The organism is Cellulomonas sp. P5_C5 (assembly GCF_054049655.1).
Window position 1 is genome coordinate 125,350 of sequence record NZ_JBFULY010000006.1, and the last position, 24,608, is coordinate 149,957.

Annotated in this window: 24 protein-coding genes; 16 read left to right on the forward strand and 8 right to left on the reverse strand. The window is 71.8% G+C overall.

Annotated elements, in window-relative coordinates; translation table 11 throughout:
* Positions 1 to 4 precede the first annotated feature (4 nt).
* Together ACXJKF_RS07785 and ACXJKF_RS07790 are read left to right on the forward strand one after the other, a co-directional pair.
* Complete coding sequence (locus ACXJKF_RS07785) at positions 5 to 1,483, forward strand: leucyl aminopeptidase (protein ID WP_456787164.1); 1,479 nt, start codon at positions 5 to 7, stop codon at positions 1,481 to 1,483.
* Positions 1,484 to 1,490: 7 nt separating this feature from the next.
* Positions 1,491 to 2,372, forward strand: coding sequence for a cation transporter (locus ACXJKF_RS07790; protein WP_456787165.1), 882 nt, complete (start codon positions 1,491 to 1,493; stop codon positions 2,370 to 2,372).
* A 60-nt stretch (positions 2,373 to 2,432) separates the two neighbouring features.
* Here ACXJKF_RS07790 and ACXJKF_RS07795 read toward each other — a convergent pair whose 3' ends face one another.
* The 4 genes from ACXJKF_RS07795 to ACXJKF_RS07810 all read right to left on the reverse strand — a co-directional run bounded on the left by ACXJKF_RS07795 (position 2,433) and on the right by ACXJKF_RS07810 (position 5,418).
* A complete protein-coding gene (locus ACXJKF_RS07795; RefSeq protein ID WP_456787166.1) occupies positions 2,433 to 3,197 on the reverse strand; it encodes an ABC transporter permease in 765 nt (254 codons plus the stop codon).
* Positions 3,194 to 3,988, reverse strand: coding sequence for an ABC transporter ATP-binding protein (locus ACXJKF_RS07800; protein WP_456787167.1), 795 nt, complete (start codon positions 3,986 to 3,988; stop codon positions 3,194 to 3,196). Before ACXJKF_RS07800 ends, ACXJKF_RS07795 begins: the two co-directional genes overlap by 4 nt.
* A gap of 14 nt (positions 3,989 to 4,002) precedes the next feature.
* Positions 4,003 to 4,851 (reverse strand): DUF4097 family beta strand repeat-containing protein, encoded by an 849-nt coding sequence (locus tag ACXJKF_RS07805; RefSeq protein WP_456787168.1) that lies wholly within the window; start codon positions 4,849 to 4,851, stop codon positions 4,003 to 4,005.
* A gap of 78 nt (positions 4,852 to 4,929) precedes the next feature.
* Entirely contained in the window at positions 4,930 to 5,418 is a 489-nt protein-coding gene (locus ACXJKF_RS07810; RefSeq protein ID WP_456787169.1) for a histidine kinase, read from the reverse strand.
* Positions 5,419 to 5,555: 137 nt separating this feature from the next.
* On the opposite strand from ACXJKF_RS07810, the gene ACXJKF_RS07815 reads away from it, so the two are divergent.
* Genes ACXJKF_RS07815 through ACXJKF_RS07825 form a run of 3 tightly spaced genes read left to right on the forward strand, consistent with a single transcriptional unit; the run spans position 5,556 to position 7,730 of the window.
* Positions 5,556 to 5,801 carry an AbrB/MazE/SpoVT family DNA-binding domain-containing protein gene (locus ACXJKF_RS07815; RefSeq protein ID WP_456787170.1) on the forward strand — a complete coding sequence of 82 codons (246 nt, stop codon included), beginning with the start codon at positions 5,556 to 5,558 and terminating at the stop codon, positions 5,799 to 5,801.
* Positions 5,798 to 6,166, forward strand: a complete 369-nt coding sequence (locus ACXJKF_RS07820; RefSeq protein ID WP_456787171.1) for a type II toxin-antitoxin system VapC family toxin — start codon at positions 5,798 to 5,800, stop codon at positions 6,164 to 6,166. Before ACXJKF_RS07815 ends, ACXJKF_RS07820 begins: the two co-directional genes overlap by 4 nt.
* A 55-nt stretch (positions 6,167 to 6,221) precedes the next feature.
* Positions 6,222 to 7,730, forward strand: a complete 1,509-nt coding sequence (locus ACXJKF_RS07825) for an outer membrane protein assembly factor BamB family protein (RefSeq protein WP_456787172.1) — start codon at positions 6,222 to 6,224, stop codon at positions 7,728 to 7,730.
* Here ACXJKF_RS07825 and ACXJKF_RS07830 read toward each other — a convergent pair.
* On the reverse strand, positions 7,723 to 9,294 hold the full coding sequence (locus ACXJKF_RS07830) for an AbgT family transporter (RefSeq protein WP_456787173.1): 1,572 nt from the start codon (positions 9,292 to 9,294) through the stop codon (positions 7,723 to 7,725). The two genes, ACXJKF_RS07825 and ACXJKF_RS07830, sit on opposite strands and share 8 nt — an antisense overlap.
* A gap of 85 nt (positions 9,295 to 9,379) precedes the next feature.
* Here ACXJKF_RS07830 and ACXJKF_RS07835 point away from each other — a divergent pair, with 85 nt between their 5' ends.
* Together ACXJKF_RS07835 and ACXJKF_RS07840 are read left to right on the forward strand one after the other, a co-directional pair.
* On the forward strand, positions 9,380 to 10,351 hold the full coding sequence (locus tag ACXJKF_RS07835; protein WP_456787174.1) for an aldo/keto reductase: 972 nt from the start codon (positions 9,380 to 9,382) through the stop codon (positions 10,349 to 10,351).
* Between the two features lie 85 nt (positions 10,352 to 10,436).
* Positions 10,437 to 11,294: an NAD-dependent epimerase/dehydratase family protein gene (locus ACXJKF_RS07840; protein ID WP_456787175.1), complete on the forward strand. Its 858-nt coding sequence runs from the start codon at positions 10,437 to 10,439 to the stop codon at positions 11,292 to 11,294.
* A gap of 12 nt (positions 11,295 to 11,306) precedes the next feature.
* Here the strand turns inward: ACXJKF_RS07840 and ACXJKF_RS07845 are convergent, their stop codons facing one another.
* Complete coding sequence (locus ACXJKF_RS07845) at positions 11,307 to 11,684, reverse strand: DUF7674 family protein (protein ID WP_456787176.1); 378 nt, start codon at positions 11,682 to 11,684, stop codon at positions 11,307 to 11,309.
* Between the two features lie 194 nt (positions 11,685 to 11,878).
* Between ACXJKF_RS07845 and ACXJKF_RS07850 the strand changes: the two genes are divergently transcribed.
* From ACXJKF_RS07850 to ACXJKF_RS07860, 3 genes are read left to right on the forward strand one after another with little or no spacing between them, the layout of a single operon-like run.
* Complete coding sequence (locus tag ACXJKF_RS07850) at positions 11,879 to 12,910, forward strand: semialdehyde dehydrogenase (RefSeq protein WP_456787177.1); 1,032 nt, start codon at positions 11,879 to 11,881, stop codon at positions 12,908 to 12,910.
* Entirely contained in the window at positions 12,907 to 14,085 is a 1,179-nt protein-coding gene (locus tag ACXJKF_RS07855) for an NAD(P)/FAD-dependent oxidoreductase (protein WP_456787178.1), read from the forward strand. Before ACXJKF_RS07850 ends, ACXJKF_RS07855 begins: the two co-directional genes overlap by 4 nt.
* 38 nt (positions 14,086 to 14,123) lie before the next feature.
* Complete coding sequence (locus ACXJKF_RS07860; RefSeq protein WP_456787179.1) at positions 14,124 to 16,373, forward strand: SpoIIE family protein phosphatase; 2,250 nt, start codon at positions 14,124 to 14,126, stop codon at positions 16,371 to 16,373.
* Between the two features lie 102 nt (positions 16,374 to 16,475).
* Here ACXJKF_RS07860 and ACXJKF_RS07865 read toward each other — a convergent pair whose 3' ends face one another.
* The gene (locus tag ACXJKF_RS07865; RefSeq protein ID WP_456787180.1) at positions 16,476 to 19,829 is read right to left on the reverse strand and encodes a discoidin domain-containing protein; all 3,354 of its coding nucleotides are present in this window, start codon (positions 19,827 to 19,829) and stop codon (positions 16,476 to 16,478) included.
* Between the two features lie 356 nt (positions 19,830 to 20,185).
* Here ACXJKF_RS07865 and ACXJKF_RS07870 point away from each other — a divergent pair, with 356 nt between their 5' ends.
* Complete coding sequence (locus ACXJKF_RS07870; protein WP_456787181.1) at positions 20,186 to 20,767, forward strand: 1-acyl-sn-glycerol-3-phosphate acyltransferase; 582 nt, start codon at positions 20,186 to 20,188, stop codon at positions 20,765 to 20,767.
* Positions 20,768 to 20,770: 3 nt separating this feature from the next.
* On the opposite strand, the gene ACXJKF_RS07875 is transcribed toward ACXJKF_RS07870, so the two are convergent.
* Positions 20,771 to 21,853, reverse strand: a complete 1,083-nt coding sequence (locus tag ACXJKF_RS07875) for an epoxide hydrolase family protein (protein ID WP_456787182.1) — start codon at positions 21,851 to 21,853, stop codon at positions 20,771 to 20,773.
* Between the two features lie 93 nt (positions 21,854 to 21,946).
* Here ACXJKF_RS07875 and ACXJKF_RS07880 point away from each other — a divergent pair, with 93 nt between their 5' ends.
* From ACXJKF_RS07880 to ACXJKF_RS07900, 5 genes are all read left to right on the forward strand, one after another.
* On the forward strand, positions 21,947 to 22,576 hold the full coding sequence (locus tag ACXJKF_RS07880; protein ID WP_456787183.1) for a TetR/AcrR family transcriptional regulator: 630 nt from the start codon (positions 21,947 to 21,949) through the stop codon (positions 22,574 to 22,576).
* A gap of 64 nt (positions 22,577 to 22,640) precedes the next feature.
* The gene (locus ACXJKF_RS07885) at positions 22,641 to 23,237 is read left to right on the forward strand and encodes a DinB family protein (protein WP_456787184.1); all 597 of its coding nucleotides are present in this window, start codon (positions 22,641 to 22,643) and stop codon (positions 23,235 to 23,237) included.
* The gene (locus tag ACXJKF_RS07890; RefSeq protein WP_456787185.1) at positions 23,227 to 23,673 is read left to right on the forward strand and encodes an SRPBCC family protein; all 447 of its coding nucleotides are present in this window, start codon (positions 23,227 to 23,229) and stop codon (positions 23,671 to 23,673) included. The genes ACXJKF_RS07885 and ACXJKF_RS07890 overlap by 11 nt, the downstream gene beginning before the upstream one ends.
* 36 nt (positions 23,674 to 23,709) lie before the next feature.
* Positions 23,710 to 23,880: a CsbD family protein gene (locus tag ACXJKF_RS07895; RefSeq protein WP_456787186.1), complete on the forward strand. Its 171-nt coding sequence runs from the start codon at positions 23,710 to 23,712 to the stop codon at positions 23,878 to 23,880.
* 105 nt (positions 23,881 to 23,985) lie between these two features.
* A complete protein-coding gene (locus tag ACXJKF_RS07900) occupies positions 23,986 to 24,444 on the forward strand; it encodes a hypothetical protein (protein ID WP_456787187.1) in 459 nt (152 codons plus the stop codon).
* Positions 24,445 to 24,608 lie beyond the last annotated feature (164 nt).

The window sequence follows — 24,608 nt, forward strand, 5'->3', positions numbered from 1 at the left end:
GATCATGCCGTTCGACCCGATCCCGTCCCGCGCCCGGTTCGAGGAGCTGTCCGTCCGGGTCGCCGCACCCGGCGCCGGCGCCGGCCGTGCCCTCGGGCTCGCCGTGACCGCCACCGGCGCGGTCCCGTCCGGGGTGCCGCTGGACCGCGCGGCGCTCACCGAGTGGGGCTTCCGCGGAGCCGTGGGGGAGACGCTGATCCTGCCGCGCGAGGGTGGCGCGGTCGTCGTGACCGGCGTCGGCGACGAGCCGTCGGTGGCGGCCCTGCGCGACGCCGCCGCGGCGTTCGCCCGGGCGGCAGGGCGCGACGACGTCCTCACCACCGACCTCGCTGGCGCCGGGGCCTCCGTCGAGAACGCCGCCCAGGCGGTCGTCGAGGGCATCCTGCTCGGCCGGTACCGCTACGACGCGCTCCGGTCGGACCCGTCCACGGTCGCCGTCCGGGAGATCGTGCTCCTGGTGGACGACGCGTCGGCCGACGACGCCCGCCGCGGAGCCGACCGGGGTGTCGTGATCGCCCGCGCCGCGTCGCTGTCCCGGGACCTGGCCAGCACCCCTGCCGGGCACCTCACCGCCCCCGACCTGGCCGACGTCGCCGTCTGGCTCGCCGGCGAGCACGGGCTCGACATCGAGGTGTTCGACGAGGAGGCCCTGATCGAGCTGGGCTGCGGCGGGCTGCTCGGCGTGAACGCGGGGTCGGTGGTGGAGCCGCGCATGATCGTGATCCGGTACGTGCCGTCCACAGAGCCGACCGGGCATCTCGGCTTCGTCGGCAAGGGCATCACCTACGACTCCGGCGGCATCAGCCTCAAGCCGTCCAACGCGATGCACGCGGCCATGAAGATGGACATGAGCGGTGCGGGAGCGGTGCTCGCGGCGATGACTGCGCTCGCGGACCTCGACGTCCCGGTGGCGGTCAGCGCCTACCTGGCCTGTACGGACAACATGCCGTCGGGCTCGGCCACCAAGCTCGGGGACGTCCTGGTGTCGAGGAGCGGCCGGACCATCGAGGTGGTGAACACCGATGCCGAGGGCCGCCTGGTGATGGCGGACGCGATCGCCCTGGCGAAGGAGGACGGCGTCGACGCCATCGTCGACATCGCCACGCTCACGGGGGCCGCCCTGGCCGCGCTCGGCATGCTGACCGCGGCCGTGATCGGCAACGACGACGGTCTGCTCGACCTGGTCGAGGCGGCGGCGGAGCGTACCGATGAGCAGGTCTGGCGGCTGCCGCTCGACCGGCGGTACCGCAAGCAGCTGGACTCCGAGGTCGCGGACATCAAGAACCTCGGCGGCGAGTACGCCGGGGCGATCACCGCGGCGCTGTTCCTGGCCGAGTGGGTCGAGGACACCCCGTGGGCCCACCTGGACATCGCCGGGACGATGCGGTCCGACGCCGACGACGCGTGGCGGACGAAGGGTGCGACCGGCTTCGGCGCGCGCCTGCTGCTGGAGGTCGCGTCCACGTTCAGCGCGACGCGGTGACGTCGCAGTGAACGAGCGGCGCGCGCTGCACGAGTCCATCGGGGGAGCCGCCGTCCTCGGCACGCTCGCGGTGGCCTGGGGCATCGCCGCCCAGTCGCGCGTGCTGCTGTTCGACGGCGCCTTCATCCTGCTCGGCATCGTGCTGTCCGCGCTGTCGCTCATGGCGTCCCGCGCCGCGGCCGACGTGCCGAGCGCGCGGTTCCCGTTCGGCAAGGCGGCCGTCACGCCGCTGGCGATCGCGGTGCAGGGCGTGGCGCTGCTGGGCACGCTGCTCTACGCCGCGGTCGACGCCGTCGCGGTCATCACGGCCGGCGGCGCCGACGTCGAGCCCGGCACCGTCCTCGCGTACGGGCTGATCACGATGACCTGCTCGTACGCGGTCGCCCGCTGGCTGACCCACCGTGCGCCGGCCTCGGAGCTCGTGGCCGCGGAGGTCGCCCAGTGGCGGGCGGGGGCCCTGCTGAGCCTGGTGTTCGCCGTCGGCGGGGGACTGGCGCTGGCGCTCTCGGACGTCGGCGACGTCGTCCGGTACGTCGACCCGGTCCTCGTGCTGGTGGCCTGCCTGGTGCTGCTGCCGATCCCGCTGCGGCTGCTCCGGGCCGCGGGTCTGGAGCTGCTGGAGGCGGAACCGCCCGCCGAGGTTCGCGCGGTGCTGGCGGAGGCCGTGACGTCCGTGCGGGAGGAGTTCGGCCTGGACGAGCCGTTCGTCCGCTCCACCAAGCTCGGCAGCCGCCTCTACGTCGAGGTCGACTTCGTGGTGCCGGCGGGGGCGTGGGACGTGACGGGCGAGGATCGCGTCCGACGTGCGCTCATCGGCCACCTGGAACCGCTCGGGTACGACCTGTGGGCCAACGTCGAGCTGACGAGCGACCCGGAGCTCGCCCGGTGAGACGCACTCGACCGCCCACGGGGACCGTGGACGGTGGAGGCTTGCTGAGCGGGAGCCCGGTCAGCTGATCTTGCGGCGGTACGTGCGCATCGCGAAGACGTACGCGACGACGAGGATGCCGACGCACCAGGCCAGCGCGACCCAGATGTCGTTGCCCACCGGGGTCCCGGCGAACAGGTCCTGGATCGTGTTGACGATCGAGGTCACCGGCTGGTTCTCCGCGAACCAGCGCACCGGACCGGACATCGTCTCCGTGGGGACGAAGGCCGAGCTGATGAACGGCAGGAAGATCAGCGGGTAGGAGAACCCCGCGGCGCCGTCGACGGACTTCGCCGAGAGGCCGGCGATGACGGCCACCCAGGTGAGCGCCAGCGTGAACAGGGTCAGGATCCCGGCGACGGCGAGCCACGCCCCGATCCCGGCCGAGGTGCGGAAGCCCATGAGCAGGCCGACGACGATGATGATCGCGATCGTGATCCCGTTGGACGCCAGCGACGTCAGCACGTGGGCCCACAGCACGGACGGCCGGGAGATCGGCATCGAGTGGAACCGTTCGAAGATGCCGCTCTGCAGGTCGGTGAACAGCCGCACGGCCGTGTAGGCGATGCCCGACGCGATCGCGATCAGCAGGATCCCCGGCAGCAGGTAGTTGACGTAGTTCTCGGTACCCGACTGGATCGCCCCGCCGAACACGTAGACGAAGAGGAGCATCAGGGCGATCGGCGTGACCGCGGTCGTGATGATCGTGTCCACGCTGCGGGTGATGTGCCGCAGCGAGCGGCCGGTCAGGTCGGCGGTGTCGCTCAAGAAGTGCGTGGTGGTCATGACAGGTCCTCACTCAGCTCGTTGGTGGTGCTGCCGGTGCCGACGAGCGCGAGGAAGATCTCCTCCAGCGTCGGCTGCTTCTCGACGTACTCGACGGTCGCCGGGGGGAGGAGCGCCTTGAGCTCCCCGAGGGTGCCGTTCGCGATGATGCGGCCCTGGTGCAGGATCGCGATCCGGTCCGCCAGCTGCTCCGCCTCGTCCAGGTACTGCGTGGTCAGCAGGACGGTGGTGCCCTGCGCCGCCAGCTCCTTGATGACCCGCCACACCTCGATGCGCGCCTCGGGGTCGAGGCCGGTGGTCGGCTCGTCGAGGAAGAGCACCTTCGGCTGCCCGATGAGGCTCATCGCGATGTCGAGCCGACGACGCATGCCGCCGGAGTAGGTCGCCACCCGGCGCGAGCCCGCCTCGGTGAGGCTGAAGCGCGCGAGGAGGTCGTCGGCGATCTGGTCGGTGTTCTTCAGGTGCCGCAGCCTGGCCACCAGCACGAGGTTCTCCTTGCCGGAGAGGATCTCGTCGACCGCGGCGAACTGCCCGGTCAGGCTGATGGACTCCCGGACCTGGAGCGGGTCCTTCGCGACGTCCGACCCGACGACGGTGGCCGTGCCGGCGTCCGGCTTCAGCAGCGTCGACAGGATCCGGACCATCGTGGTCTTCCCGGCCCCGTTGGACCCGAGGAGGGCGAAGATGCTGCCGGGTGCGACCTCGAAGTCGACGCCGCGCAGGACGTGCAGGTCCTTGTAGGACTTCTCGATGCCCTGCGCACGGATGGCAGGTGCGGTGGTGGTCGACATGGTTGTTCCCTCTCTCATCGGGCGGCGCGCTGGACGGTGATGTTGCCTGCCTGGGTGCGGGCTCGGACGGCGACGGACTGCTCGGACTCGTCGGGGGCACGGTTGCCCTCGAGCTGGTTGCGGACGTGCCCGCTCTTCGAGGACAGGTCGAGCCAGGCGGGGACGCCGTCCCGCACGCCGAGGGTGATCTGGCCGTAGCCGCTCTCGACCTGGACGGACCCGGCCGAGATCTCGTGCAGCGAGATGCTGCCGTAGGAGGTCTTCGTCGTGACCGAGCCGAGCGCCCTGGTGATCTCCAGGTCCCCGTAGGAGAGCCGGGCGTCGACGTCCGCGCCGGACTCGCCGATCTGCACGGACCCGTGCGACGCCTTGAGGACGGCGTCACCGGTGACCGTGCCGATGCGGATCTGCCCGTGGTCGGCGGTGATCTCGAGCGAGCCGTCTGCCGTGCCGACGGTCGCGTTGCCGTGCCCGGCGCGCAGCCACAGGTCGCCGGTGGACTCGACGTCGACCGGTCCCATGGAGCACTTGATCCGGGTGGCGCCGAGGCGTCCGACGGTGCGGACGCCGCCCATCGAGCCCTCGGCGGTGAGCCGCGACCCGGCGGGCACCTCGATGCGCACGTCGACCGACTCGCTCGGGCCGATGAAGCTGAAGCGCGGCTTCGGACCGGTGATCGTGAGCACCCCGGCGGCGAAGTCGACCGTGGTCTCCTCGGCGCCCCGGCGGTCGACCGCCTTCGAGGGGTTGGTCGGCGAGACGGTCACGACGGTGTCGGTGCGGTCGCCCGCGATGACCTCGATCGCGCCCACCGGCAGGTGGATGGCGACGTCGATCGGGGTGGGCGTGGTGAATGTGGGCATGGCGATGCCTGCCTTCCTCGGGGTGTGCTTGTCCGGCCCCGCGGGTCCGCGTGGCTGGTGGTGCGTGTGGGCTGGGGTCTAGCGGGCCCAGCCGGCGAAGCTGTCGCCGGTGCGCAGGTTCCGCTGCGCAGATCGTCGTTGCTTGGGCTGGAGTGCGGCGGCGACCGCCCGCACCAGCCACGTGTTGACGGACAGGCCGTCCGCGACCGCCGCCTCGTCGACCTTCGCCTTGAGGGCGTCCGGCAAACGGAGGGTGGTGCGCGAGGTGCTCACGTCGTCGAGGTCCACCGAGGTGGCGGGCTCGTCGTCGCTGTCGCTGTCGGTGCTCGCCTGGGTGACCACGAACTCGACCTCACGGCCGCGCAGCCGCAGGTCGACCGAGCCGGGTGCCAGGTCGCGGGTGATCTCCCCGGCTGCGGCCGAGAGGACGTCGAGCAGCACGAGCCGCGCCGCGGAGTCGAGGCCGGCGACCAGCCGTTCGGCCACCGCGCGGGTGTCGTCCGTACCGTTCTCGGCGGACTCCAGCAGCTGGCGCTGCAGGTCGTTGACGTACTGTCCCAGGTCCATGGCACCAGCATGACACCACCGTGGTGTCAGGTCAAGCACTTGTGGTGTCAGATTGCGTCGAAGTGGTGTCACGCACCGAATACGCAGGTCAGGAGCCTGGTGGCCCACTCGTTATGCCCCAGTGGTACGGTCGCGCCATGAGTGGGACATTTGCTGCGGTGATGGGAGACCGAGGACGCCTCGTGGTGCCGGCGGACCTCAGGGCTCATCTCGGTCTCGACGAGGGGACCGCGGTCATCCTGGTCGAGACGGCCGGCGGCGTGGTCCTGATGACCCGTGACCAGGCGAGGCGGTCGATCGCGCGCCAGCTCGCGGGCGCCGACCTCGTCACCCAGCTGCTGGAGGACCGACGCCGGGACGCCGCCCGMGAGGACCAGGCGTGACCGCTGTGCTGGACGCCTCGGCGCTGCTCGCCTTCCTGCAGGACGAGAACGGGTCCGCGGTGGTCGAGCAGCAGCTCGAGGCGGGTGCCCAGTGCTCCGCGGTCACCTGGTCCGAGGTCGTCCAGAAGCTGCGCGCGCGGGGCGCCGACTGGGGCGTCGCGCATGCGGTGCTCAGCAGCTACGGCTTGCGGATCGTCGACGCGACCGGTGAGGACGCGGTCTGGGCAGCCCAGCGGTGGACGTCGGGCGAGGGGCTCTCGATCGCGGACCGCTTCTGCCTCGCCCTCGGTGCGCGCACCGGCGAGGTCGTCCTCACGGCCGACGCGGCCTGGGGCTCGTCGGCCGCCGTGCGACAGATCCGCTGAGGTCACCCGGTCGGACGGGCCAGAGCCGCCGCGCGTGCCGGTAGCGTCCCGTCGCATGGCGCAGCGCAGCGAGATGGCGGAGGTCGAGCTCGTCGAGCACGACGCCGACCTCGTCGCGCCCGTCGACCACGTGGACCGCGCCCGTGGTGTCGTCCGCGACCGGGCGCAGGGCGTCCTCGGCTGGGTCGGCCGGCACCGGGCGCTCACGCTCGCGACCGTCGTCGTCACCGCCGTCGCGGTCGCCGTCCCGGCCACGCTGTCGCTCCGGGCGGAGCGCGCGCGGGTCGACGCCCTCGCGACGCAGCCAGGCATCCTCGCGCCGTTGGACTCCGCACCCGGGGTGGTGTGGACGTCCCCGGCGACACCCGGCAACTACGCGTTGGCCCTCTCCGACCACGCCTGGATCCGCGACGACGTCCTGATCGTGTGGGAGCAGACGGGCGACTCGACGAGCTCGCTGCGCGCGGTCGAGATGGGCACCGGGAACGAGCTCTGGACGGCGCCCCTCACCAGCGTCCCGGACCTCGGGGACGCGATGAACCGCTCCACGGACGACCCGACGACCTGCTCGGCACCCGCCGCCGCCGCGGGTCAGGGTGTGGTGGTCTGCGTGGTCGCCGACTCGTGGCAGCTCACCCCGTCCGCCGACGACACGCAGCCGGACCTCGTCGAGCCCGCCGCGGTGCGACTGCAGACGTTCGACGCCACGACCGGCGAGACGCTGCTGGACCGACCCCTCGGGAAGCGGGCGTCCTTCGTCGGCGTCGGCACGGACGCGGTCGTCGCGGCGGCTCCGGAGTCCGGCGCCGGTGCCGCGCGTGTGGTCCGGCTCGACCCGTCGACGGGGAGCGAACGGTGGGCGGTCGACCTTCCGCGCCCGGTCGACGGAGCCGGGTGGGAGTACCCCGCCGTGCAGCGGTTCGGCGACGAGATCGGCGTGGGCTGGCTCGGGACCACGGCGCTGTTCACCGGCGACGGTGCGGCAGCGGGGGTGCTCGACACCGACTACGTGTGGCAGGCCCGGGGGCACCGCGTCACGGTCGGCGGTGGATCGACCGCTCTGCTGCGCGACCTCGACACCGGCCGCGTCATCGACCTCGGCGACGCCTACCCGCCGTGGATCGACACCGACGACGGGTCCGAGCCCGACCTGCTGCTGCTGCAGTCCGCGGACCGTCTCTCGGCGCGCGATCTCGCGACCGGGCACCTGGCGTGGCGGGTCGACTGGCCGGCGGAGCCGACGCTGAACCTCGTCGTCGTCGACGGCATGCTCGCACGCCAGGCCGACGACGGGCTGACGGTCCTCGACCTCGGCACCGGCAAGCAGCTCTGGAGCTGGTCGGTGTCCGCGTACGGCCAGAGCATGGTCACCGACGGTCGCCGCCTGTTCGTGATCGAGTCCCTCGCCGGGAGCGGGCCTGTGGTCGTCGCCCACGACGCGCGCGACGGACGACGGCTCTGGGAGGCGCCCCTGCCGGTCGCCGTGCAGAGCCTGGCGGTGGTCGACCACCGGCTGTTCGGCGTCGGCATCGACGGCGTCGTCGCGTTCGAGGCCGCTAGGTGAGGTAGATCGACGCCCCCGGTCCGAGCGGGATGCCGAGCAGGTACCAGACGACCAGCAGCGCGGACCAGGTGATCAGGAGCACCACGGTGTACGGGAGCATCAGCGAGATCACGGACCCGACGCCGACCTTGCGGCGGTACCGCTCGGCGAAGATCACGATCAGCGCGAAGTACGGCATGAGCGGCGTGGCCACGTTCACGGGCGAGTCGCCGACGCGGTAGGCGGCCATGGCCAGGTCCGGGGAGATGCCGAGCTGGATGAACAGCGGCACGAACACGGGGGCGAAGATGGCCCACTTGGGCACGACGCCGCCGATGAAGATGTCGATGACGGCGGTCATGGCGATGAGCCCGAGGATCAGCCAGACGGTGCTGAGGTTGGCGGCCTCGAGGGTGTCGGCCATGTTCACGGCGGCGATCGTGCCGAGGTTCGAGTAGTTGAAGTACGCGATGAACTGGCTGATCACCAGCAGCAGGAAGATCAGGCCGGAGAGGCCGGCGATGGTCTTGGTCATCGGGTTGATGACGTCCATCGAGCCGTTGATCGTGCCGGCGCCCTTGCCGTAGCAGAGCCCCATCACGAAGAAGTACACGAGGATCAGGAAGATGATCGAGTTCAGCAGCGGGGAGTCCTCGATCAGGCTGCCGGTCTCGGGGTTGCGGAGCAGGGCGTTCGGCGGCAGCGAGAGCGCGAGGACGACGGCCGTGGTGCCGAGGAAGCCCCAGAACGCCCACCGCAGACCGTTCTTCTCCTCGGCGGTGAGCTCGCCCGACGGGGCCTCGTCGGCCACGTCGGAAGGTCCCTCCGACGGGTGGTAGGCGCCCAGACGCGGCTCGACGAACTTCTCCGTGAGCAGGGTGACGACGACGGTGACGAGCAGCGTCGAGACGATCCCGAAGTACAGGTTGCCGGTGATCGACACGTGGTTGGCGGGGTCGGCGATGGCCTCGTTGGTGATCTCCGCGAGCATCCCGTCGACCGGGGTGATGAGGATGTTCACCGCGAACCCGCCGCCGACCCCGGCGAACGCGGCCGCGAGACCGGCCAGCGGGTGGCGGCCCAGGGACAGGAACACCGCGGCGGCCAGCGGGATGAGCACCAGGTACCCGGCGTCGGTGGCGATCGAGGACAGCACGCCCAGCAGCACGATGATGAACGTGATGGCCCGCGGTGGGGCGATCTTGACCAGCCGCTTGATGAACGAGGAGATCAGGCCGACCTCCTCGGCCATGCCCACGCCGATCATCGCGACGACGATGACGCCGACCACGCCGAAGTTGTTGAAGTTGGCGACCGGCGACGTGAACACGAACCGCAGGCCGTCGGCGTCGAGAAGGCTCTGCGCGGCCACCGTGACGGTGATCGGCTCCTCGGCCCCGATCTGCGCCTGCTCGAACGTGACGGTGCTCCCGGCCGCCTGGAACACCGCCGAGAGCACCATGATGAACGCGATGAGGATCAGGAAGATGATCACCGGGTGCGGGACCTTGTTCCCCGCCACCTCGATCCCGTCGAGCACCTTTTGAAGGACGGACCTGCGGGGCGCTACCTCGACCTGGCTCATCTGGGCTCCTCGTCCTGAAACCGCTACCAGGCCGACGCTAGTGCTGCACCCGACATCTCGGACCCCTCCGTGATGGGATGTCGCCATGAAGCAGCCCGTCTACGCACCCGGCCAGCCCGGATGGATCCGCACGCTCGGGGGCACCGGCCTGGAGGTCTCCGCCGTCTGTCTGGGCGGGGGGCCGCTCGGCAGCATGCCCGCGCTCTTCGGCCGGGACGTCTCCGCCGACGAGGGCGTCGCGACGGTCCTGGCCGCGCTCGACAGCCCGATCCGCTTCATCGACACCTCCAACGCGTACAGCGAGGGCGAGAGCGAGCGCCGCATCGGTGCCGCCCTCGTCGAGGCGGGCGGGGTGCCCGAGGGTGTGGTCATCGCCACGAAGGTCGACCCGGCGGGACGCGACTACTCCGCCGACCGCGTGCGCGCGTCGGTCGCGGAGAGCCGTGCGCGGCTGGGGATCGACACGCTCCCGCTGGTGCACCTGCACGACCCGGAGTCGTTCGACTTCGCGGAGATGTCCGCACCGGGCGGCCCGGTGGAGGCGCTCGTGCAGCTCCGCGACGAGGGTGAGGTCGGGGCGATCGGTCTGGCCGGCGGTCGCGTGCAGGAGATCGCCAAGTACCTGGACCTCGGCGTCTTCGACGTCCTGCTCGTGCACAACCGCTGGACGCTGGTGGACCGGAGCGCCGGCGCGCTGCTCGACGAGGCCGTCCGGCAGGAGATGGGGATCCTCAACGCGGCGGTGTACGGCGGCGGGATCCTGGCGTTCCAGGCCGGCGGGCCGACCAGCTACGGCTACCGGCCGGCACCGCCCGAGACGCTCCAGGCGGTCGAGGCGATGCGCCGGGTCTGCTCGGACTTCCACACGGACCTCGGCACCGCCGCGCTGCAGTTCTCGCTCCGGGACCCGCGGATCGCGTCGACCATCGTCGGCATGAGCCGCCCCGGCCGCGTCGCCCGCACGCTCGACCTGGCGTCCGAGCCGCTGCCGGACGCCCTGTGGCCCGCGCTGGAGGCGCTCGTCCCGCCGCCGCACGTGTGGCTCGACGCGGAGTGACTGCTCGTAGCGTCCGAGGAAGTGGTCGGTCCGGCAACCAGATGCTCGGACGTCCCGTGGGCCGAAGGCGGGATAGCGTCGCGGGATGAGTCGCGTCGTCGTCACCGGTGGGTCAGGCAAGCTCGGGCGTGCGGTCGTGGAGGACCTCGCGACGCACGGCTACGACGTCGTGAACGTCGACACTGCCCTGCCGCCCGCCGGGCAGAAGGCTGTGTTCAGCCGCGTCGACCTCACCGATCTGGGTGAGGTGACCGAGGCGCTGACCGGCATCGACGACCGGTACGACGGCGTCGACGCGGTGGTCCACCTGGCGGCCATCCCGGCGCCGGGCCTGCGCCCGAGCGGCGCGACGTTCGCCAACAACGTCGTCGCCACCCACCACGTGTTCAGCGCCGCCCGCCGCGCGGGCATCAGGAACGTCGTCTGGGCGTCGAGCGAGACCGTCCTCGGGCTGCCGTTCGAGACGCCCCCGCCCTACGTCCCGGTCGACGAGGAGTACGCCGTCCGGCCGGAGAGCACCTACTCGCTGGGCAAGGCCGTCGAGGAGGAGATGGCCCGGCACTTCACGCGCTGGGACCCGTCGCTCAAGCTCATCGGGCTGCGGTTCTCCAACGTCATGGAGGTCGCCGACTACGCCGCGTTCCCGTCGTTCGCCGACGACCCCCGCAGCCGGATCTGGAACCTGTGGGGCTACATCGACGCCCGCGACGGCGCCCTCGCGGTCCGGCTCGCGCTCGAGAGCGACCTGACCGGGTTCGAGGCGTTCATCGTCGCGTCGCCCGACACCGTGCTGGAACGGCCGTCCGCCGAGCTCGTCGCCGAGCACTTCCCCGACGTCCCCGTCCGTCGCCCGATCGAGGGCCGCGAGACGCTCCTGTCCATCGACAAGGCCCGCCGCCTGCTCGGCTACGACCCGCAGCACACCTGGCGCGACGAGGTCTGAGGGGCAGGTCCGTCAAGCGGGCGGCGCCCATCGTCTCTGCCGGTCTGCTTCCGCCGCGAGGGCGGCAGGCCAGGTGGCCACGAAAGCAGTCGAGGCGGGATCCCAGACGGCCGCGTGCTCCACGAACGAGACGGCGACAGCGTTGACGAGGTAGTCGTCGCCAGTCCGGAGGGCGTCGTCGACAATCGTGAGGAGCTGCCCGAGAGTGGCTGTGTCGCGAGTCCTGAACAAGTCCTCGGCGAGGCGCTCCAGGTCGGCCATGAGCAGCTGGCACAGCAGTTCGCCGTAGTCGGCCATGTGCTCGTCGACGATCGCGGCGACGCCGGGGACGTCCCTGACCGCGCGGACGAAGCCGTCCTTGCTCATCGGTGCATCGCTCTGATCGCTCACCAGGGCATGGTGACACCGCTCGGCGTCATCAGCGCTGCTCAGCCGGCTGGTGCCGGCAGCGTCAGATCGCGGGACCCGGAGCGCGGAGCCACGGCCACCCCTACCCCTCTGACCAGCAACTCACCCGGCACCGGGAGTATCAGGAACCGGATCGAGGGCCCTTCTGGGGCACACCTCGATCACAGGAGCCCCTGATGAGCGCCGCTGTCCCGTTCGCCTTCCTGGTCCACCCTCGTGCGCGGATCGCCGAGGACCTGGCGCGTGCGTGGCGTCCCCTCGGCCGGCTGCCGGAGGGCCTCCTCGACTCGGCGGTGCGACGGCTGCCGCTCCCCTCGTACGACATGGCGCGCGTGCACCTGGACTCGGTGCGCGTCGGCCACGTCGTGCTCGTGCCGTTCGGTGCCAAGCACCTGCTGTCCGAGCCGCACGAGGGCCGGGCGCGCGTCGGTCGGGCGATCGACCACGCCGCCCGGCTCGGCGCGGGGGTCGTCGGGCTCGGGGCGCTCACCGCGACGGTCACCGCGGGTGGCGCGACGCTCCGGGGGCGCACCGACATCGGTGTCACCAACGGCAACGCGTACACGGCGGCGATCGTCGAGGACCAGCTGCTGGATCTGCTCGCGGACCTGACGGACCGCCGGGTCGCGGTGGTCGGTGCGACCGGGTCCGTCGGCACCACGCTGGTCCGACTGCTCGCGCAGTMCGGCTCGGTGGACTCCCTGCTGCTGGTCGCGCGCGGTCGGGCCAAGCTGGAGGCCCTCGCCGCCGAGGTGGGTCGGCGGGTGCCGACGACGACGTCGACGGACATCGACGACGTGCGCGGCTGCGACGCGGTGGTCCTGCTGACGGCGTCGGCCGACGCGCTGCTCGGTGCCGAGCACCTGGCGCCGGGCGCTCGTGTCCTGGACGCCACGCAGCCCCGGAACACGTCGCCGGACCTCGCGGCGGCCCGACCGGACGTCACGGTGGTCGACGGCGGCGTCGTCCAGGTCCCCGGCATGCACCTGCGTGGCGGTGACATCGGCCTGCCGCGCGGTCAGGCGTACGCGTGCTTTGCGGAGACGTTCCTGCTCGGGCTCGCGGGGCACGTCGGGCACTTCTCGACAGGGGTCCCGACCCTCGACCACGTCTCGCACATCCGCGGCCTGGCGGACCGGTTCGCGCAGCACGGGTTCCGCGCGGCCGCCCCCGCGAGCTTCGGCCGGCCGCTGGTGAGCGCGCGATGAAGCGGGTCGTGCTGCTCGGCGGCGGCTACGTGACGCTGCACGCGTACGGCGCGATCGTCCGCCGGCTGCGTGGTGAGCTGCGTCGGGGCGAGGTCGAGATCGTCGTCATCAGCGCGGACACGGTGCACAACTTCCACGGGTTCACCGGGGAGGTCGTCGCCGGGCTGCTGCCGATCGGGCTGACCCAGACGCCGCTGACGGAGGCGATGCCGAAGGCCCGCGTGCTGCACGCGCGGGTCACGCACGTCGACGTCAAGGGGAGAGCGGTCACGTTCGCAGGACCCGACGGACCAGGGGAGATCACCTACGACGCGCTCGTCGTCGGCACCGGAGGGCGCGAACCGCTCGACGCCGTCGCCGGGCTGTCCGGGCACGGGCTCACGCTGCGCGGACCGGGCGACCTGGCCGACCTGCTGCAGCGGGTGCGCGTGGTCGACGGTCCCGTGGTGGTCGTCGGCGGTGGCCTCGCCGGGGTCGAGCTCGCCGCCGCGCTCGCGGCCCGGACGGCGCAGGTCGTGCTGGTCCAGTCGGCGGACCGGGTGGTGCCCGCGCTGCACGCCGAGCACCCGCGGCTGGCCGCCCGCTGCACCGCGGAGCTCACGCGGCTCGGCGTCGACGTCCGCACCGGCGTCCGGGTCGACGCGGTCGACGACGACTCGGTGACGCTGTCCGACGGCTCCGTCGTCCCCACGCACGTCGTCCTGGCGACCACCGGCCAGCACGCGGTCGCCCTGCCCGGCCTCGACTCCCTCCCGCGCGACGACCGCGGCCGGCTGGTGACCACGCGGGACCTGCTCGTCGCACCCGACGTCTGGTCCGCGGGCGACGCCGCGTCCGTCACGCACCCGCGCAGCGGTCTGCCGGTGACGTCCAACGCGTTGTGGGCGATCAAGGCGGGCGACCAGGTGGGCCGCAACGTCGCCCGGGCGGTCCGGGGTCGGTCGGGAAAGCCGTTCCGGTACCTCGGGCTCGGTCAGGCGGCCTCGTTCGGGGTCGGTCGCGGCGTCGCGGACCTGTACGGGTTCCCGTTGACCGGGTGGGTGGCGTGGCTGATGCGGGTCGGGTTCTTCCTGCGGTTCATGCCGTCGCGCGCCCGCGCCGTGCGGGTGCCCGGGGAGCTCGTCCGGCGCTCGCGGAGCGCCCAGGCTCCGTCGCGGGTGGTCGTCCCCCGCTGAGGTGCCGCGCCTGCCGCCACCCGTGACAGGGTTGGGGCATGGCGGACACGGACGGGACGACGTTCCTCGCCCCCGGGGAGCCGGTCGACCTCGACAACTGCGCCCGGGAGCCCATCCACGTGCCGGGCAGCATCCAGCCGCGCGGGGTCTTCCTGGCCGTCACCGAGCCGGACCTGGTGGTGCGGCACGCCTCGCAGAACGTCGCCGAGCTCCTCGGGCACCCGGTCGGCGACGTCCTCGGCCACCCGCTGGAGCACGTCCTCGGGGCCGAGCCTGCCGGCGCGATCGAGCACCACGTCCGCACCTGGGGCAACCTGCGGGCGCGCAACCCGCTGGTGGTCACGGTCGGTGACGTCGAGATGGACGTGGTCCTGCACCGCATCCTCAGCGGCGAGAGCACCCTGCTCGTCGTCGAGCTGGAGCCCGCGTCGGGCCCCCGGCCGTTCTCGTTCCCGAACACGTACCAGGCGGTGCGCGGTGCGGTCGAGCAGCTCAACCACGCGCACGACCTGGCGCAGCTCTACGCGATCACCGCGCGCGAGGTCCGGGCGCTCACGGGGTTCGACCGCGTGATGATCTACCGCTTCGACGACGAGTACAACGGCGAGGTCGTCGCGGAGGCGAAGCGCCCCGACCTCAACCCGTTCCTCGGCCTGCACTACCCGGCGTCCGACATCCCGCCGCAGGCCCGCGCGCTGTACGAGCAGAACTGGGTGCGGCTCATCTCCGACGTCGGCTACACCCCGTCGCGGATCGTGCCGGGTCTCGACGAGGAGACCGGCCTGCCGCTCGACCTCACGCACTCGATCCTGCGCAGCGTCTCGCCCATCCACGTGGAGTACCTGGGCAACATGGGCGTCGCCGCGTCGATGTCGATCTCGCTGCTGCGGGACGGCCGGCTCTGGGGCCTGATCGCGTGCCATCACTACTCGGGCCCGCACGCCCCTCCGTTCGGGGTGCGGGCGGCGGCGGAGTTCCTCGGCTCCAGCCTCTCGCTGCGCCTCGTGGCGCGGGTCGAGGAGGACGAGCTGGAGGCACGCATCCACGCCGCGGAGACCCTGTCGCGGCTGCTGACGGCCGGGCGGGACCACGACCGGGCTCTGGCGTCGGCCCTCGTCGGCCGGACGTCGGTGCTCGACCTCGTCCCCGCGCAGGGCGCGCTCGTGTCCGCCGACGGCGTCGTCGACTCCGTCGGGCGGGTTCCGGCCGACCCGACGGCGCTGCTCGCGTGGGTGGCGGAGCAGGACGCCGAGGTCGTCGTCCGCGACGCGCTGGCCGAGCAGGAGCCTGCGCTCGCCGCGGCCGTCCCGGAGTTCGCGGGGGTGCTCGCGCTGCGCCTGCCGGACGGTCAGGCCGTCGTGTGGCTCCGGCACGAGGCGGTGCACGACGTGGACTGGGGCGGCGACCCGCACAACAAGGCGATCGCCACCCGTGAGGGCGACGACGTGCGGCTCAGCCCGCGCAAGTCGTTCGCGCTGTGGCGCGAGACCGTGCGCGACCGCAGCAACCCGTGGACCGAGCGCGAGGTGCGGTCCGCGGAGGAGCTGCGCGCGCGGCTGCTCGAGGTGCTCCTGGAGCGGTCGCAGCTGCAGGTCCGGGCTGCGGAGACCGTGCAGCGCAGCCTGCTGCCGTCGTCGGTCCCGGACCCCGTGGGCTGGGCCGTGCACGCGCGCTACGAGCCCGCCGCGGGTGGCCGGGTGGGCGGCGACTGGTACGACGCCCTGGAGCTCCCCGACGGCCGGCTCGCGGTGGTGGTCGGTGACGTCGCCGGGCACGGGCTGTCGGCCGCGGCGGCGATGGGGCAGATCCGCAACGCGCTGCGGGCGTACCTGCTGCGCGGCGACTCCCCGGCGCAGACCCTCGCGTCGCTCGACCACGTGGTCCGGTGGACCATGCCGTTCGAGATGGCGACCGTCGTCGTCGCCCTGGTGGACCTGGCGACGGGCGAGGTCGAGCTCTCCGTCGCGGGACACCCGAGGCCGCTGCTGCTGGAGCCCGGAGGTTCCGCCGCGCTGCTCGAGGTCCCCGTGGACCGGCCGCTCGGTGTCGGGTCCGGGGAGCCGCCGACGACCAGGCTCACCCTGCCGCCCGGCGGTGGGCTCGTGCTGTACAGCGACGGGCTCGTCGACTCCCGGGAGACGTCGTTGCGCGACGGGCTGCGGCGCCTGCGCGCCCAGTTCGACGGGTCCGACGGGAGCCCGGTCGACATCGACGAGGTCCTGCGCGAGTGCCGGGACCCCGCGTCGGTCGACGACGTCACGCTGCTCCTGGTGTGCCGGGACCGCTGACCTGAGAAGTACGACGACGGACGGTCGGGACCGCACACCGACCGCCCGCCGTCGTACGCCCGGGCCGGGGGAGGGAACCGGCCCGGGCGTCCGCGACGAGTCCTAGTTCCGGTTGATCGTGAACGTGGACGTCGTGTTCTTGATGTCCTGCGCGTTGCCGCTCATGCGCAGGTTGGTGAAGGTCACGGAACCGACCGCCGGCCCCTGACCCTGCTCGGGCATCTCGTTGACCCAGATGCCGAACCCGGACTTGGCGTCCCAGGCGTCGCCGCTCTTGCGGGCCCCCGTGATCGACACGTTGGTGAACGTGGTGTCGGTGATCGGGTTCTGCGGCTGGCTGCCCACGTAGTTCGTCTGGAACATGATTCCCGAGTAGGTCGGGTCGACGATGTCGACGTCGCTGACCCGGATGCCCTGGAACTTCTTCGACGCGGAGAACACCCAGATCGCGGGGAACGTCTGGTTGCCCCAGAAGTGGCCGCCGGCCCGCACGATCGAGATGTTCTGGAAGCTCGTCGGCGCCGCGGAGCCGAACTCGTCCATCGGGTACCCGAAGTCGAGCGAGCTGATCGTGATGCCGGAGTACACGAGCGTGTCCGCGATGTAGATGTTCCGGAACACGTTCCCGTACCCGCCGTAGACCGCGAGCCCCGCCGCACGCCACGTGACCAGCGACGTGAGGTTCTCGTAGACGTTGCCGGTCTGGCCCGTGCCGCCCGCGTCGGTGGCCGCGAACAGGGCGAACGAGTCGTCACCCGTGCCGCGCGCCTCGATGTTGGCCACCCGGTTGTTGGCGCTGCCGTTGGTCATGTTGATGCCGTCGGCGAACGTGTTCCGGATGCGCGAGTCGGTGATGGTGCTGTTGTCCATGTTGGACGCCCAGAACATGCAGATCATGTGCTCGACCCAGAGGTCGTCGACCGTCATGTTCGACACGTTGGTGAAGTCCAGGACCTTGCCGGGGCCGTCGATGCGGCTGGTGTAGTTGCCGAAGTACGCGAACCCGCGGAACTTCGAGCCGTTCGACGACGCCTCCGCGCGGAAGCCGACGTCGGTGTTCTCCTGGCCGGTCGGCGCGAAGAACCGCGTGAACCACGGGCCGGCGCCGACGATGTCGACCGCCTTGCCGTACACCTGGAACTTGCTCGACGTGCTGTAGTCACCGGTCGGCAGGTAGACGCCCTTGATCGCACCGGTGGTGTCCATCCGGGCCTTGTCGAGCGCGTCCTGGACGGCCTGGTGCGTGAAGCCGGTGGGCTGCACGTACTGCGCCGGGTTCGGGTTCGGGTCGGCCGTGGCCAGCTCGGTGTTGATGAAGTCGATCGTCACCGGCTGCGGGTTGCTGGCCGTGCGCTGCAGACGGATCGTCGCGCCGGCCGGGACCGTGGTGCCCAGCAGCGTGCTGGCCTCGTCGTAGATGTGCCGCGGTCCTCCGGAGCCGGGCTGGTTGTTGGGGTTGGTCTCGTTGCCGTAGAGCCACGCGAACCGTGACGTCAGGTCGAGGCGCTTGAGGTAGGCGCCGTTGACGAAGATGTCGATGCTCCCGGTGGCTCCCGTGCCGGCGGCGTTGTCGGGGATCGAGAAGCGCGTGACCAGCGTGTTCGTCGGGTTCTTCGTGGTCCACTCGACGTAGGAGCCGGTCGCGGACAGGGTGGCCGCCCGGCGGCCCGAGGCCTCGCCGGCGAGGTCGCCGACCGTGCGGTTGGGGCCGACGAGGACCGCTCCGCCGCCCGTGCGACCGTCCTCGGACTCGTACATGTCGAACGGCAGGCGGGCGCCGCGGCCGACGAAGATCCCGCCTGAGACCACGTTGTTCGCCTGCTTGCCGGGCACCTCGGTGGAGTCGGCGGCGACGGCGCTGGAGACGTCGTACGTGCCGTTGCCGGCCGTCCAGGTGCCCAGGTTCACCGAGGCGCTGGTCGCCCCGGCGGCGATCGCGCCGCTGACCGAGCCGGTGAGCGTCTTGACCACGGCGCCCGTCGTCGAGTCCTTGATGGTGACCGTCAGGCCGTGCGCGGCGGTCGACGTCGCGATGTTGCCGTTGTTGGCGACGGCTCCCGTGAACGTGACGACCGCACCGGCGGCCGGGTTGCTCGGGGACCAGCTGACGACGGGGACCAGGTCCGAGCTCGCGACCGGCGCCACGACCAGCGGGGTCGGGTTGCTGTACGCGTTGTTGGACTCGTTCTGCTCGACCACGGTGTTCGCCGGGTCGGCGGTGGCGCCGATCGTGTACGAGCCGGCGGCCCGGGCACCGATGGAGCCGGTGACGGTCGCCGTGGCGCCCGCCGCGAGAGCGCCGACGTTCGCGTTGACTGCGTTCTGGCCGTCGACCTGGAAGGAGACCGTGGTCGCGGCCGACGCGCTCGTGCCGACGTTCTTCACCGTCGCGGTGAGGGTCACGGGGCTGGACTCCGTCGCGTTGGCGGGTCCGGTCACCCCGGTGACCGTGAGGTCGGGGTTGGGGGCCGCGGCGCCGAACACCTGGAGCTCGGCCACCTGGCCGTTGCCTGCGCCGGTGTTGCCCGTGAAGACGAGGCGCACGTCGGTCGCGGTGCCGCTCACGGGCACGGTGACCGAGTTGCCGGTCGACGGGCTGAACGCGCGGCCGGCCGAGGACGCGAGCGTGGTGAACGCCCCGGTGCCCGTGCGGCCCTGCACCTCGAAGGTCTGCGTGCGGTTGCCCCACGCGCTGTCCGGGTTGAGCTTGACCGTGACCGCGGACAGCTGGCTGGCCGACGCGAGCGTCACCGTGAGGTTGCTCGGGTACTGGCCGCCGCCGCCCTCCCAGTACGTGCCGAGGTTCCCGTCGACCGCGTTGGTCGCGGCGTAGGTCCACTCGGTCGACGACGCGACGATGGGCCGGCTGAGCGCGAGGTTCTGGCCCGTGGGCGGCGTGGTCGGGGTGGGGGTGGTCGGCGTCGGCGTGGGGGTCGACGTGCCGTGCACCTCGAGCTCCGAGAGCTGCCCCGCCGGCCAGCCGGTGTTGCCCGTGATGCTCAGTCGCACGTACCGCACGGAGGTGTCGGTGACGTCGACGTTCACGGTGTTGGCCTGGCCCGGGTCGAACGTGTAGCCGGCCTGGTTCTTCAGCGTGCTGAACGTGGAGCCGTTGGTGGAGCCCTGCACGGTGATGGTCTGGGTCCGGCTGCCCCAGGCGCCCGTCGGCAGCTTGAGGGTGAGGTCGGTGACCGTGGCGGCGCTGCCCAGGTCCACCTGCACCCACTGCGGGAACTGGTTGTTGGTCGACTCCCAGTACGTGGACTGGTTGCCGTCTGTGACGTTGCCCGCGCCGTAGACGTCCACCGTGCTGCTGGCGGTGGCGGGCTTGCCGGCGGCGAGGTTGGGCTCGGCGGCCGTCGCGCTCGGCGCCACGAGGGCGAGGCCGAGGGGCACGACGAGCGCAGCCGTGGTGGCGCCCGCGACTGCGAGCCTGACGTTCCTTCTCATGCTCATGGGTGGTTCCTCGTTCTCCCGCCCGGGGCGGGGTCGGTGCCGGGCGGGCTGCTCGGACCGTGGACGCGCGCTTCGGGGCGCGCGGCATCGGCCCGCCGGGGGCGTGGGTGCCCCGTCGACGCGAGCACGGCGGTGAACTGCGGAGCTGGACTTTTTCGCATGACGCGGCCGACTCGTCCGACTGTTGCGACCCTGCACACCACTTTGTGCGCGGTACCTGTCGAGTTCTTGCGGCTTCGTGACCAGACACTACGAACGGCGGTCGGGGGAGTCAAGGGATCGGGCGAAATGGGCACAGGAACCTGTGACTGCACGCGCTCCCACGGCCGTCCGAGCCGCTCGGGTACCGTCCACCCGTGACGTTCCGACGAACCCTGGCCCGCGCGTACTGGCGCCTCAGCCGCTGGACCCTGACGACGGAGCGGGTGCCGGTGGACGGGGCAGGGCTCCTGATCGGCGCCCCCCACACGTCCAACTGGGACTTCATCCTCATGCTGGCGATCTCCGGCGAGGCCGGCCTGAAGGTCCGCTGGCTCGGCAAGCACCAGCTCTTCAAGGGGCCCGCCGGGCCGCTCATGCGCGGGCTCGGCGGCATCCCGGTGGACCGTCGCGATCCCGCCGGTCTGGTCGACGAGATCGTGGCGCGCATCCAGGGCGGTGACCGCTTCTACCTCGTCGTGACGCCCGAGGGCACCCGCAGCGGCTCCGGCTGGAAGTCGGGGTTCTACCGGATCGCCCGCGCCACCGACCTGCCGGTGACCCTCGGCTACGTCGACCGCACCACCATGACCGCGGGCCTCGGCCCGACGCTGCGGCTCACCGGCGACGTCGTCGCCGACATGGACGTCGTGCGGGCCTTCTACGCCGACAAGTCCGGCTTCGCGCCGTCCCGCCGGACCGAGCCGCGCCTCCGGGAGGAGCTCCCGGAGGCGCGCTGACCCTCAGGCGAGCGAGCGGAAGAACGCGTCGACGTCCTCGACCAGCACGTCCGTCGCCTCGTGCGCGGCGTAGTGGCCGGGGGTGTCGTAGACGTTCCAGCGCACGATGTTCGCGTGGTCGCGGTGCGCGAACCGGCGGACCGACAGGAAGTCGTGGGTCGACCCGGCGAGCGCGGTCGGGGTCTGCGTCGGTGCCGTCGGACGCTCGGTCGAGTCGGTCATCTCCTTGTAGAAGCGGATCGACGAGCCGCTGGTCCGTGTGAACCAGGAGACCGCGACGTTCGCGACGACGAACTCGTCGTCGAGCCCGACCATCAGCTGACCGTTCCAGCCGAGCAGGCCCGTCGGGGAGTCCGCGAGCGCGTGCGCGAGGGTCTGCGGCTGCTGCGACTGCAGGACGTTGAACGCGCCCATCGACTCCCAGAACCACTGCAGCTTCGCCATCGCCGCCTGCTCGTCGTCGGCGAGGTCCGCCAGCTCGGCGGGGTCACCCGACGGGAACGAGAACAGCTGCGTCACGTGGACGCCGATGACGTGCGGGTCGATCCGGCCCAGCTCGGGGGAGATCATCGAGCCGGCGTCGTTGCCGACGGCGCCGTAGCGCTCGTAGCCGAGGCGCGCCATGAGCTCCTGCCACGCACGGGCGGTCCGGGGGACGTCCCAGCCGCGGTCCGTCGTCGGGCCCGAGAACCCGAAGCCGGGCAGGGACGGGATCACCAGGTCGTAGCCGGCGGCGGTGAGGGGCTCGATGACGTCGAGGTACTCGACGACCGACCCGGGCCAGCCGTGCGTGAGGATCAGCGCGACGGGCTCGGCCGCACCGGACCGGACGTGCAGGAAGTGGATGGTCTGGCCGTCGATCTCGGTGGTGAACTGCGGGTACGCGTTGAGTCGGGTCTCGAGAGCGCGCCAGTCGAACGTCGTGCGCCAGTGCTCCGCCCAGGCCTTCACCTGGCTGAGGGCGACGCCGTAGTCGCTGCCCGAGCCGGGGAGCTCGTCGGTCCACCGGGTGCGGGCCAGCCGGTCCTGGAGGTCGTCGAGCTCGGCCTGCGGGACGTCGACGCGGAAGGGCTGGATGGTGCTCATGGTGGCCTCCTTATACTGGAACGGAACACATCGTTCCGCTAAAGACGAGACTAGCGGAATGAGTCATTCCGTTCAAGTGCTAGGGTCTCGCCCATGAGCACTCCCCTGAGCGGCCGCAAGGCGCAGGCCGCACGCAACGACGAGGCGATCCTGGCGGCGGCGCGGACCGTGTTCATGCGCTCGCCCGAGGCCCCGATCGCGGCGGTCGCGCAGGAGGCCGGCGTCGGGATCAGCGCCCTCTACCGCCGGTTCGCGGGCAAGGAGGACCTGCTGGCCACCCTCTGCGCCGACGGGCTGCGCCGGTTCATCGCCGTCGCCGAGCGCGCCGCGCAGCTGCCCGACCCGTGGGAGTCGTTCGCGGCGTTCGTGAGCGGCGTGATCGAGGAGGACACCCACTCGCTGACGGTGCACCTCGCCGGGACGTTCACACCGACCCCCGAGCTGTCCGACCTCGCGCAGCAGGCGAGCGACCTCGGCGACGCGGTCCTCGTGCGGGCCGTCGCCGCGGGCGCCGTGCGGGACGACCTGGTCACCGAGGACGTCGCCATGATCTTCGAGCAGGTCACCGCCGTGCGCGTCGACGACCCCGCCCGCACGCGCGTCCTGCGGACCCGCTACCTCGCGCTGCTGCTCGACGCCGTACGCCCCGGCGCCCGCACCGGTACGCTGCCCGGGCCCGGACCGACCGGCGCCGAGCTCGGTGCGCGGTGGGTCCCGCGCTGAGGAGCGGGTGTCGGAGGGCGTCGCTACGGTCGGGGGCACCCCGCCGGTGCGTCGAAGGAGTCCCATGCACGAGTTCGACTGGTCGATCCTCACGGTGCCCACGGTCCGGTCCGTGCTCCGTGGGCAGCTCGAGTTCTCGTGGTCGGAGCTCGCCAACCGGCTCGACACCGTCACTCAGGACGAGTTCACCTGGGAGCCCGCACCCGACGCGCTGAGCGTCCGGCGCCGCGACGAGTCGACCGCTCCGCGCAGGTTCGGCGTCGGCGAGTGGGTGGTCGAGTGGCCCGAGCGAGGGGACGACCGCCCGCCTCCCCGCACCATCGCGTGGCTCGTCGCGCACCTGACGGACGTGCTCACCGAGCGCCACGACTGGACCTTCGGCGAGCACACACTCCGTCGCGAGACCCTCACCTACTCCGGCGAGGTCGGACCGGCCGTCGACGGGCTCACGCGCGTGGTTGACCTCTGGCGCGCGGGCATCGCGGAGATGTCCGACGATGACATCTTCACGGTCGGGTTCAGCCAGGCCACCGAGATCGACCAGCAGTCACCGTTCGCGCACCTCGTGGTGCACATCAACCGCGAGATCATCCACCACGGGTCGGAGATCTTCACGCTCACGGACCTGTACCGCGTGCGAGGAGGCACGCATGTCCGATAACCACGTCGCCCGCGCGACGGTCCAGGTCCCCGCACCCGCCGGGACGGTCTGGGACACGCTCGTCGACCCCGACGCCACCTGGATGATGGGCGCGCGCATCAGCAGCACCTACGTGGTCGGCGTGCCCATCACGTTCAGCGGCGAGTGGGACGGCAAGCCGTTCCAGGACCACGGCGAGATCCTCGAGGTCGACCGGCCGCGACGCCTGCGCTACACCCACTACTCGCCGCTCAGCGGGCAGCCGGACGCGCCCGAGAACTACCACCACCTGACGTTCACCTTCGAGGAGCACGGCGGCTCGACGGACGTGACCCTCGAGCAGGACGGCAACGGCTCCGCGGAGGAGGCGTCGCACGCGACCGCCAACTGGGAGCAGGTCCTCGGGGCGCTCCGGGACGCCGTCGCTGCGGATGCGGGCCGCGACTCGTCGTCGTAGCGTCGATGCGTTGYCAACCCGAGAGGAGTGATTCTGATGGGTCTCGACGACAAGATCAGCAACGCTGCGGAAGAAGCCAAGGGCAAGGTCAAGGAAACGGCCGGCAAGGCGACTGACGACGAGCGTCTCGAAGCAGAAGGCAAGAGAGATCAGGCCAGCGCGAACATCAAGCAGGCCGGCGAGAACGTCAAGGACGCGTTCAAGTGATCTGAGGACGGTTCGACCCGACGAGGGCCTCCACCGACGGTGGGGGCCCTCGCCGCGTCCCTCGTCCGCCCTCGGCCGTGAACGCTGTGCCGCTACCGTCCTGACATGCACCGGACCGCCGCAGCGACCGCCCTCCTGGTCGTCGCGCTCGCGGCCTGCTCGGCCTTCCCCGCAGAACCCGGCGACGGCGTCGGTCAGCTCGTGGTCGCTGACCTGGAGACGCCGTCGCAGCACTTCACGGGCGCCCCGGTCCCCCTGACCGCACGCGTCGACGTCACGTCCACCGGCTGCGTCACCGTCGTCGTGGACGACGTCGAGCGGTACCCGTTCTGGCCCGACGACACCACCGTCACCGAGCTCCCCGACGAGCTCGGCACCTACGTCGTGACCCTGCCCGACGGGACGACCCTGACGACCGGCGAGTCCTTCGAGGGCGACGGCGTCGTCGACGACTCGACCGCACCGTTCGAGGAGGGTCTGGTCGCCTCCCTCCTCGGCTTCTGCGCGATCGAGGCGGCGCCCGTGGCGTTCTTCGACGCGTCGGCGATCGTCCCCGTCGACTGAGGGGCACCGTGAGCAATCCGCGCAGGCATCGGCGACGAACCCTCGCTGACCCATCCGACCCGACGGACGACGGACCCCATGTCCTTGCTGCTGCTGCCGACCCCCCCGGCAGGCCCCACCGTGCACCCCACCGGGCGTGCCGCGGTGCGGTGGGGCACACTGGC